Source organism: Streptomyces sp. NPDC007905, from assembly GCF_042959345.1.
In the GTDB taxonomy this organism is placed as follows: Bacteria; Actinomycetota; Actinomycetes; order Streptomycetales; family Streptomycetaceae; genus Streptomyces.
The window spans coordinates 1-9,807 of the sequence record NZ_JBIBKS010000062.1; the positions used below are offsets into that span (position 1 = coordinate 1).

2 protein-coding genes are annotated in these 9,807 nt (G+C 72.6%); both read left to right on the top strand.

Annotated elements, in window-relative coordinates; translation table 11 throughout:
• Window positions 1–23 precede the first annotated feature (23 nt).
• Window positions 24–8,837 (top strand): SDR family NAD(P)-dependent oxidoreductase, encoded by an 8,814-nt coding sequence (locus ACFZDC_RS41630; protein ID WP_391332281.1) that lies wholly within the window; start codon window positions 24–26, stop codon window positions 8,835–8,837.
• A 14-nt stretch (window positions 8,838–8,851) separates the two neighbouring features.
• A partial coding sequence (locus ACFZDC_RS41635) for a beta-ketoacyl synthase N-terminal-like domain-containing protein (RefSeq protein WP_391332279.1) occupies window positions 8,852–9,807 on the top strand: 956 nt, incomplete at its 3' end.

The following is a 9,807-nucleotide window of genomic DNA, read 5'->3' on the forward strand; positions in this document are numbered from 1 at the left end:
TTGGTCGTTCGCTGCGGGGGCTGCTGGCGGCTGAGGGTGAGGTGCTGAACTCGACGGAGTTCACGCAGGTGGCGCTGTTCGCCATCGAGGTCGCCTTGTTCCGGCTGGCCGAGTCGCTGGGGATTCGCCCGGACTATCTGATCGGGCACTCGGTCGGTGAGATCGCGGCCGCGCATGTGGCGGGTGTGCTGTCCCTGGCGGACGCAGTCGAACTCGTGGTGGCCCGTGGCCGGTTGATGGGTGCCCTGCCTGCGGGTGGGGCGATGGTCGCGGTGCAGGCCGGCGAAGCGGAGGTCGCTGCGTCTCTCGAAGGGTTGGAGGGCCGTCTGGAGATCGCCGCCGTCAACGGCCCGTTCGCGGTGGTGGTTTCGGGTGACGAGGACGCAGTGGCGGAGTGGCTGCCGTGCTGGGAGGGCCGTAAGACGACCCGGCTTCGTGTCTCGCACGCCTTCCACTCGCCGCGTATGGAGCCGATGCTGGCGGAGTTCCGGGCGGTCGCGGAGCGGCTGACGTACGCGGAGCCGCGTATCCCGGTGGTCTCGAACGTCTCGGGTGAGCTGGTGTCGGCGTTCGACGCCGAGTACTGGGTGCGCCACGTCCGCCGGGCCGTCCGCTTCGCCGACGGGGTGCGCACGCTGTGGGACCTGGGCGTGCGCCGGTTCCTGGAGCTGGGCCCGGACGCGGTGCTGACGGCGATGGCCCGCCAGTGCGTGGAAGACGACACCGAGGCGGCGTTCGTGCCCGCCCTTCGAGGCAAGCAGGACGAGCGGGAGACCTTCGCCCGGTTCCTCGGACACGTGCACACCGCCGGTGTCGGCGTCGACTGGGAGGCGTTCTACGCCGGTACCGGCGCCCAGCGCGTCGAGCTGCCCACCTACGCCTTCCAGCGCCAGAACTACTGGCTGACGCCGTCGGCGCAGGGTGATGTCACGGCGGCGGGCCTCGACCGGATTGACCACGCGGTCCTGGCGGCGGCCGTACACCTCGGCGACCGCGACGAGTGGTTGTTCACCGGTCGGCTGTCCATGGACAGCCAGCCGTGGGTGCGGGATCACGTCGTGCTCGGTTCGGTGGTCGTGCCCGGTACGGCGTGGGTGGAGCTGGCGCTGGCCGCGGGTCGCCGTGTGGGTGCGCCGGTGGTGGACGAGCTGGTGATGGAGGCGCCGCTCCTGCTGGAGGAGGGGACGACCGCCCAGCTGCGGGTCACGGTCGGTACGGCCGGCGAGGACGGCCGCCGTGAAGTGGTGATCTTCGCCCGGCCCGAGGCCGATGACGACGATGAGGGCGAGACGACGTGCCACGCGCGTGGCTGGCTGGCCGCGGAGGAGACGGTCCAGGCGTGGGTGCCGCAGGAGTGGCCGCCCTCTCAGGCCGTGGAGATGACCGGCGAGGCGCTGTACGCGGGCATGGCGGAGCTCGGCTTCGACTACGGGCCGGTGTTCCAGGGCGTGCGTACGGCCTGGCGTGTCGACGACGAGGTGTTCGCGGAGGTGGCGTTGCCCGGTGACTCGGGCGGCGAGAACTTCGGATTCCACCCGGCGCTGTTCGACGCCTCCCTGCACGGTGCCTTCGCTGAGCGTGGCTCGGGCGACGGTGCGACGATCCTGCCGTTTTCGTGGTCGAAGGTGAGCGCGGGCCGCACAGGGCTGTCCCGGGTGCGGGTGCGGATCTCGCCCGCCGGTGACTCGGCCCTGCGCGTGGATGTCGTCTCCGAGCAGGGTGAGCCGGTGCTGAGCCTGGAGCGGCTGGACATGCGTCCGGTCGACCCGGCGCAGCTGGAGCGGCTGCGGCGCGGTGGCGGGCAGTCGGCGTACCAGCTGGGCTGGGCGCCGGTGACCCTGGGCGCTAGCCGGCCCGTGCGTGTCGCGGTGCTCGGCGCAGGTGTTGCCGCCGAGGGCGAGTCGTTCGAGGACCTGTCCGCGCTGGAACAGGCCGTGGCGGACGGCGCTCCGCTGCCGGAGCTGGTGCTCGCGGCTATCGGCGCCGAGGAGGCCACGGCCGCTGCGACCGGGGCACTGGCCCTGGTGCAGCGGTGGCTGGCGAGCGAGTGGCTGGGTGAGTCCCGGCTGGTCGTCACCACCCGCGGGGCGGTCGCTGTCGGTGACGAGACGCCCGACCTGGCCCAGGCCGCGGTGTGGGGTCTGCTGCGCAGCGCGCAGTCCGAGCACCCGGACCGGTTCCTGCTGACCGATCTCGACCTGGATGGTGACGAGCCGGCGTGGGGTGCGCTGCTCGACGCCGACGAACCGCAACTCGCCGTCCGCGGCGGCCGGGTGCTGGCACCGAGGCTGGCCAAGGCGTCGGCCGGGGAGTCGGTGACCGCGTTCGACGCTGACGGCACCGTACTGATCACCGGTGGCACCGGTGGCCTGGGCGCGCTCTTCGCCCGGCATCTCGCGACCGCGCACGGCGTACGTCATCTGCTGCTGCTCAGCCGGCGCGGCCCCGAGGCCGAAGGCGCCGCCGAGCTGGTGGCGGAGCTGGCGGAAGTGGGCTGCGAGACCCGCATCGCCGCGTGCGACGTGTCCGACCGGGCGCAACTGACCGCCGTACTCGATGCGTTGGAACACCCGCTGAACGGAGTCATCCACACGGCGGGCGTACTCGACGACGGCGTGATCGAATCGCTCACGCCCGAGCAGATCGAGGGCGTCATGCGGCCGAAGCTGGATGCCGCCCGGCATCTGCACGAGCTGACCGCCGACAGCGACCTGTCCGCGTTCGTGCTGTTCTCCTCCATGGCCGCCCTCATGGGCAGCCCCGGCCAGGCGAACTACGCAGCCGCCAACGCCGCGCTCGACGCGCTGGCCGCGTCCCGCCGGGCGGCCGGGCTGCCCGGCACCTCACTCGCGTGGGGTGTGTGGTCGGACGCTACGGGCATGGCGGCCCAGCTCGGGCAGGCCGAACTGGCCCGCCTGGAGTGGATGGGCCTGAGCGCGCTCACCGCCGAGACCGGCGTCGGCCTGTTCGATCAGGCTCTCGGTATGGACGTGGCCGTGGTCGTTCCGGCACAGCTGGAGACCGGCGCGCTGCGTGCGCAGGCCCGGGCCGGGATGCTGCCGCCGCTGCTGCGCGGGCTGGTCAGGATCCCGGGCCGGGCGGGTGAGACGGGTACCGGTGCGCTGGCCCAGCGGCTGGCCGGGGCGTCCGAGGCGGACCGCGAGCGGATCGTCCTCGAGCTGGTGCGGGCGCAGGCGGCGTCTGTGCTCGGCCATGCCTCGGCGGCCACGGTCGACCCGGAGCGTGCCTTCAAGGAGCTCGGCTTCGACTCGCTCAGCGCGGTGGAGCTGCGTAACCGGCTGACGCAGGCCACGGGTGTGCGCCTGCCCGCCACGCTAGTCTTCGACCACCCCTCCCCGGCGTCCGTGGCGCGCTACCTGAGGTCCCAGGTGACCACGGGCACGCAGACCACGAACGCCGGTCCAGGTGTGGCGCGGACACGGCAGGCGGACGCGGGCGAGCCCCTGGCGATCGTCGGCATGAGCTGCCGCTACCCAGGTGGGGTGACCACCCCGGAGCAACTGTGGGAGCTGGTGGCCTCCGGGCGGGACGCCATCGGGCCCTTCCCGACCGACCGCGGCTGGGACCTGAAGCGGCTCTACGACCCCGACCCCGACCAGGTCGGAAAGGTGTACGCGCGCGGTGGCGGTTTCGTCGAGGGCGCCGGCCTGTTCGACGCGGGCTTCTTCGGGATCAGCCCGCGTGAGGCGACCGCGATGGACCCGCAGCAGCGTCTGCTGCTGGAGGCGTCGTGGGAGGCGTTCGAGTACGCGGGCATCGATCCGACCTCCCTCAAGGGGAGCAACATCGGTGTCTTCTGCGGTGTCAGCTCCTCCGACTACGGTGTGTCCGGATCCGCGTCCCAGGTGGAGGGCTTCCGCCTCACCGGCTCCAGCACCAGCGTGGTGTCCGGCCGTATCGCCTACATCCTCGGCCTGGAGGGTCCGGCGGTGTCCGTGGACACGGCCTGCTCCTCCTCGGCCGTGGCCCTGCACTTCGCGTCCCATGCCCTGCGGGCCGGCGAGTGCGAGATGGCGCTCATCGGCGGCGTGACGATCATGTCCGGGCCGTTCCTGCTCACGGAGTTCAGCAGGCAGCGCGGTCTGTCGACGGACGGGCGGTGCCGTGCGTACGCCGCCTCGGCCGACGGCACCGGCTTCTCCGACGGTGTCGGCGCGCTCGTCGTCGAGCGACTGTCCGAGGCCCAGCGCAAGGGCCACAAGATCCTTGCCGTGCTGCGCGGCAGCGCCATCAACCAGGACGGCGCCAGCAACGGCATCACCGCCCCCAACGGCCCCTCCCAGGAGCGCGTCATCCGGCAGGCCCTGGCCAACGCGGGCCTGTCACCCGCGGAGATCAACGCCGTCGAGGGCCACGGGACGGGCACCAGGCTGGGTGACCCGATCGAGGCGCAGGCGCTGCTGGCGACGTACGGCCGTGAGCGGGATGGCGAGCCGCTGTGGCTGGGCTCGATCAAGTCGAACATCGGTCATACGTCCGCTGCGGCGGGTGTCGCCGGCGTGATCAAGATGGTGATGGCGATGCGGCACGGTGTGCTGCCGCCGACCCTGCACGTGGACGAGCCGTCGCCGCATGTGGACTGGGAGTCGGGCGAGGTCCGGCTGCTGACCGAGGGCCGCGAATGGCGGACCGAGGGGCGTCCTCGCCGTGCCGCTGTCTCGTCCTTCGGCGTGAGCGGCACGAACGCGCACATCATCGTCGAGGAGGCCCCGGCCGCGGACGAGCGGACCGAGCCCGAGACTCCGGCCGGCCCGCTGCCCGTCCTGGTGTCGGCGCGTGGCGAGGCCGCCCTGCGGGCGCAGGCGCGGCGACTGCGGGAGCGTCTGGCCGCCGATCCGTCCGTGTCCGTCGCGGACATCGGCCTCTCCTCCGCCACCACGCGCGCGCTGCTGGAGCAGCGTGCGGCCGTGGTCGCCACGGACCGCGAGGAACTGCTGGCGGGCCTGGACGCCCTGGCCTCCGCCGCCCCCGCGGTGAACGTGGTGGAGGGGCAGGTCGTCGGCTCGGGTGTGAAGCCGGTGTTCGTGTTCCCGGGTCAGGGTGCGCAGTGGGAGGGCATGGCGGTCGAATTGCTGGATGCCTCGCCGGTGTTCGCCGCGGAGATCGCGGCGTGCGGTGAGGTCCTGGCCGAGTTCGTGGACTGGCGTTTGGAGGACGTGCTGCGGGGAGCCGCGGGTGCGCCGTCGCTGGAGCGGGTCGATGTCGTGCAGCCGGCTCTGTTCGCGGTGATGGTGAGCCTGGCGGCGCTGTGGCGGTCCTATGGTGTGGAGCCGTCCGCGGTGGTGGGTCACTCGCAGGGCGAGATCGCCGCCGCGTATGTGGCGGGTGGGCTGTCGCTGCGGGATGCGGCGCGGATCGTGGCGGTGCGCAGCCAGCTGGTCCGTGACCGTCTGGCGGGTGGGGGCGGGATGATGTCGGTCGCGCTGAGTGCCGAGCAGGCCGGTGAGCTGATCGCTGCGTTCGTGGGTCGTGTGTGGGTCGCGGCGGTGAACGGCCCCTCGGCCGTGGTCGTCGCCGGTGATGCGGATGCGCTGGACGAGGTGCAGGCGGTCTGTGAGCGCGATGGCATCCGGGCGCGGCGCGTGAACGTGGACTACGCGTCGCACACCGCGCATGTCGAGGCGGTCGAGGCGGAGTTGCTGGAGGCGCTCGCCCCAGTGGAACCGACGGCAGGTCAGGTCCCCGTGTACTCCACCGCGGTCGGCGACTTCATCGACACCGCCGCGATGGATGCCGGGTACTGGTACCGGAACCTGCGTGGCCAGGTCGGCTTCGAACCGGCCATCCGCGCACTCGTCGACAAAGGCACCGGCTGCTTCCTGGAGATGTCGCCCCACTCCGTGCTGACGATGGCGGTCGAGGACACCGTCGAGGCAGTGGGCGCGGCGGCCCGGGTGGCCGTCATCGGCTCCCTTCGCCGGAACCAGGGCGGACTGCCCCGCTTCTGGCTGTCGCTGGGCCAGGCGCACGCCGCCGGTGTCGACGTGGACTGGGAGGCGGTGTACGCCGGAACGGGCGCCCGGCGCGTCGACCTGCCGACGTACGCCTTCCAGCGCGAGAACTTCTGGCTCATGCCGTCGGCGCAGAGCGGTGACGTCGGAGCGGCCGGTCTGGACCGGGTGGAGCACCCGGTGCTGGCGGCGGCCGTCCAGGTCGGCGACCGCGACGAGTGGGTCTTCACGGGCCGTTTCTCCACCGACTCGCAGCCGTGGGTGCGTGACCACGTCGTGCTGGGCGTGACGATCGTGCCCGGTACGGCGTGGGTGGAGCTGGCGCTGGCCGCGGGTCGCCGTGTGGGCACCCCGGTCGTGGACGAGCTGGTGATGGAGGCGCCGCTCCTGCTGGAGGAGGGGACGACCGCCCAGCTGCGGGTCACCGTGGGGGCTGCGGGCGAGGACGGCCGCCGCGAGGTGGTGATCTTCGCCCGGCCCGAGGCCGGTGACGACGACGAGCAGGGCGAGATGACCTGCCATGCGCGTGGCTGGCTGTCCGCGGAGGAGACCGCCCAGGCGTGGGTGCCGCAGGAGTGGCCGCCCGCGAGTGGTGTGGAGATGACCGGCGAGGCGCTGTACGCGGGCATGGCGGAGCTCGGCTTCGACTACGGGCCGGTGTTCCAGGGCGTGCGTACGGCATGGCGTGCCGACGACGTGGTGTTCGCGGAGGTGGCTCTGCCGGGCGACACCGGGGGAGAGGGCTTCGGTCTTCACCCGGCGCTGTTCGACGCCTCCCTGCACGGTGCCTTCGCTGAGAAGGGCTCGGACGACGGTGCCACGATCCTGCCGTTCTCGTGGTCGAGGGTGAGCGGCGGCCGCGCCGGTCTGTCCCGGGTACGCGTGCGGATCTCGTCCGCCGGCGACTCCGCCCTGCGGATCGACGTGGTGTCGGAGCAAGGTGAGCCGGTGCTGAGCCTGGAGCGGCTGGACATGCGTCCGGTCGACCCGGCGCAGCTGGAGCGGCTGCGGCGCGGCGGCGGTCAGTCGGCGTACCAGCTGGGCTGGGCGCCGGTGACCCTGGGCGCCAGCCGGCCCCTGCGGGTCGCGGTGCTCGGCGATGCGGCCGACCTGTCCGAACTGGCCGCGCTGGAGACCGCCGTCACCGAGGGCGGCTCGGCGCCGGAGGCGGTGTTCGCCTCGATCGGCACCCCGGCCGGTGACCCGGCCGAGGCAACCCGGGCCGCCGTCGGCGAGGCGCTGGTTCTGGTGCAGCGGTGGCTGGCGAGTGAGTGGCTGGGTGAGTCCCGGCTGGTCGTCACCACCCGGGGGGCAGTCGCCGTGGGGGACGAGACGCCCGACCTGGCCCAGGCCGCGGTCTGGGGTCTGCTGCGCAGCGCGCAGTCCGAGCATCCGGACCGGTTCCTCCTGGTGGACCTGGACGGCGAGGAGCCGGCCTGGGGTGCGGTGCTCGACGCCGACGAACCGCAACTCGCGGTCCGCGAGGGGCGGGTGCTGGCACCGAGGCTGGCCAGGGCGTCGGCCGGGGAGTCGATGACCGCGTTCGACGCGGACGGCACCGTGCTGATCACCGGCGGTACGGGTGGCCTGGGCGGGCTCTTCGCCCGTCACCTGGCGACCGCGCACGGTGTGCGTCATCTGCTGCTGCTCAGCCGGCGTGGTCCGGCGGCCGAGGGTGCCGCCGAGCTGGTGGCGGAGCTGGCGGAAGTGGGCTGTGAGGCCCGCGTGGCTGCCTGTGACGTGTCGGACCGGGCGCAACTGGCCGCCGTACTCGGTGCGTTGGAGCACTCGCTGACCGCGGTCGTGCACGCGGCGGGTGTGCTCGACGACGGTGTGATCGAGTCGATGTCGGCCGAGCAGATCGAGCGGGTCATGCGCCCGAAGGTGGACGCGGCCTGGCATCTGCACGAGCTGACGGCCGACCGTGACCTGTCGGCGTTCGTGCTGTTCTCGTCCGTGGCGGCTCTGATGGGCAGCCCGGGGCAGGGCAACTACGCGGCTGCGAACGCCGCGTTGGACGCGCTGGCCGCGTCCCGCCGGGCGGCGGGACTGCCCGGCACCTCCCTGGCGTGGGGTGTGTGGTCGGAGGCCGCGGGCATGGCGGCCCAGCTCGGGGAGGGTGAACTGGCCCGTCTGGAGCGGATGGGCATGAGTGCGCTGACTGCCGAGACCGGCTTGGGCCTGTTCGACCAGGCGCTGGATGTGGAGGCGTCGGTCGTGGCCCCGGTCCTGCTGGAGACGACCGCGCTGCGTGCGCAGGCGCGGGCGGGGATGCTGCCGCCTCTGCTGCGCGGGCTGGTCAGGATGCCGGGCCGTGCGGGTGAGGCGAGTGCGGGTGCGCTGGTGCAGCGGCTGGCCGGGGTGCCGGAGGAGGACCGCGAGCGGATTGTGCTGGAGCTGGTGCAGGCGCAGGTCGCAGCCGTACTCGGCCACGCCTCCGCCGCGTCGATCGAGGCGGAACGGGCGTTCAAGGACCTCGGTTTCGATTCGCTCAGCGCGGTGGAGCTGCGTAACCGGCTCACGCAGGCCACGGGTGTGCGCCTGCCCGCCACGCTCGTGTTCGACCACCCCACGCCGGCCGCCGTCGCGGAGCTGCTGCTGTCGGAGATCGGCGGCGGGGAACCGGCCGAGCCCCTCATCGACCAGGAGGTGAGGAAGCTCGAGGACATGCTCGCCGCGAGTTCCGCGGAGGAGCAGCAGCGGGTGGCCAAGCGCCTGCGCACCTTGCTGTCCGGCATCAGCGCCGCTGGTGCAGGGGACGGCGCCCAGGGCGAGAAGAAGCAGAGCGCCCGGGAGCGGATCGAAGCGGCCACCACAGCCGAGGAAATCTTCCAAATGATCGATGTCGAGCTGGGTGACGCGTGACGGGGGAAACAGGAATGACGGACAACATCGATCAGCAGGACGATCAGCAGGAAAAGCTCGTCCGCTACCTCAAGAAGGTCGCGGTCGAACTCAACGAGACCAGGGCTCAGCTTGAAGAGGTCGAGGCCCGGGCGACCGAACCGCTGGCGATCGTCGGCATCAGCTGTCGCTACCCCGGCGGTGTCACGACGCCCGAGGAGCTGTGGGACCTCGTGGCCTCGGGGCGTGACGCCATCACCGGGCTTCCCACCGACCGCGGCTGGGACCTGGAGCGGCTCTACGACCCCGACCCCGACCAGACCGGCAAGGTCTACGCCCGCGGCGGCGGATTCGTGGACGGCATCGGGGACTTCGACGCCGAGTTCTTCGGGATCAGCCCGCGTGAGGCGCTGGCCATGGACCCGCAGCAGCGTCTGCTGCTGGAGGCGTCCTGGGAGGCGTTCGAGCACGCGGGCATCGACCCGACCTCGCTGCGCGGCAGCGACACCGGCGTCTACTGCGGCCTGGGCGTCACCGACTACAGCCTGGCGCCGGAAGGCAGCCTGCCCCAGGTGGAGGGCTTCCAGCTGACCGGTGGCTCGGCCAGCGTCTCCTCGGGCCGTATCTCCTACCTGTTCGGTCTGGAGGGCCCGGCGGTGTCCGTCGACACCGCCTGCTCCTCCTCCGCCGTCGCCCTGCACCTCGCCGCCCAGGCGCTGCGCGCCGGTGAGTGCTCGCTCGCCCTCGCCGGCGGCGTGGCCCTCATGCCCGGCCCGTTCATGCTGCGGGAGTTCAGCAGGCAGCGCGGTCTGTCGGTGGACGGACGCTGCCGTGCGTACGCGGCCTCGGCCGACGGCACCGGCTTCTCCGACGGCCTCGGCCTGGTCGTTCTGGAGCGGCTCTCCGACGCGCGGCGCAACGGGCGGCGCATCCTCGGCCTCATCAGGGGCAGCGCGGTGAACCAGGACGGCGCCAGCAACGGCCTCACCGC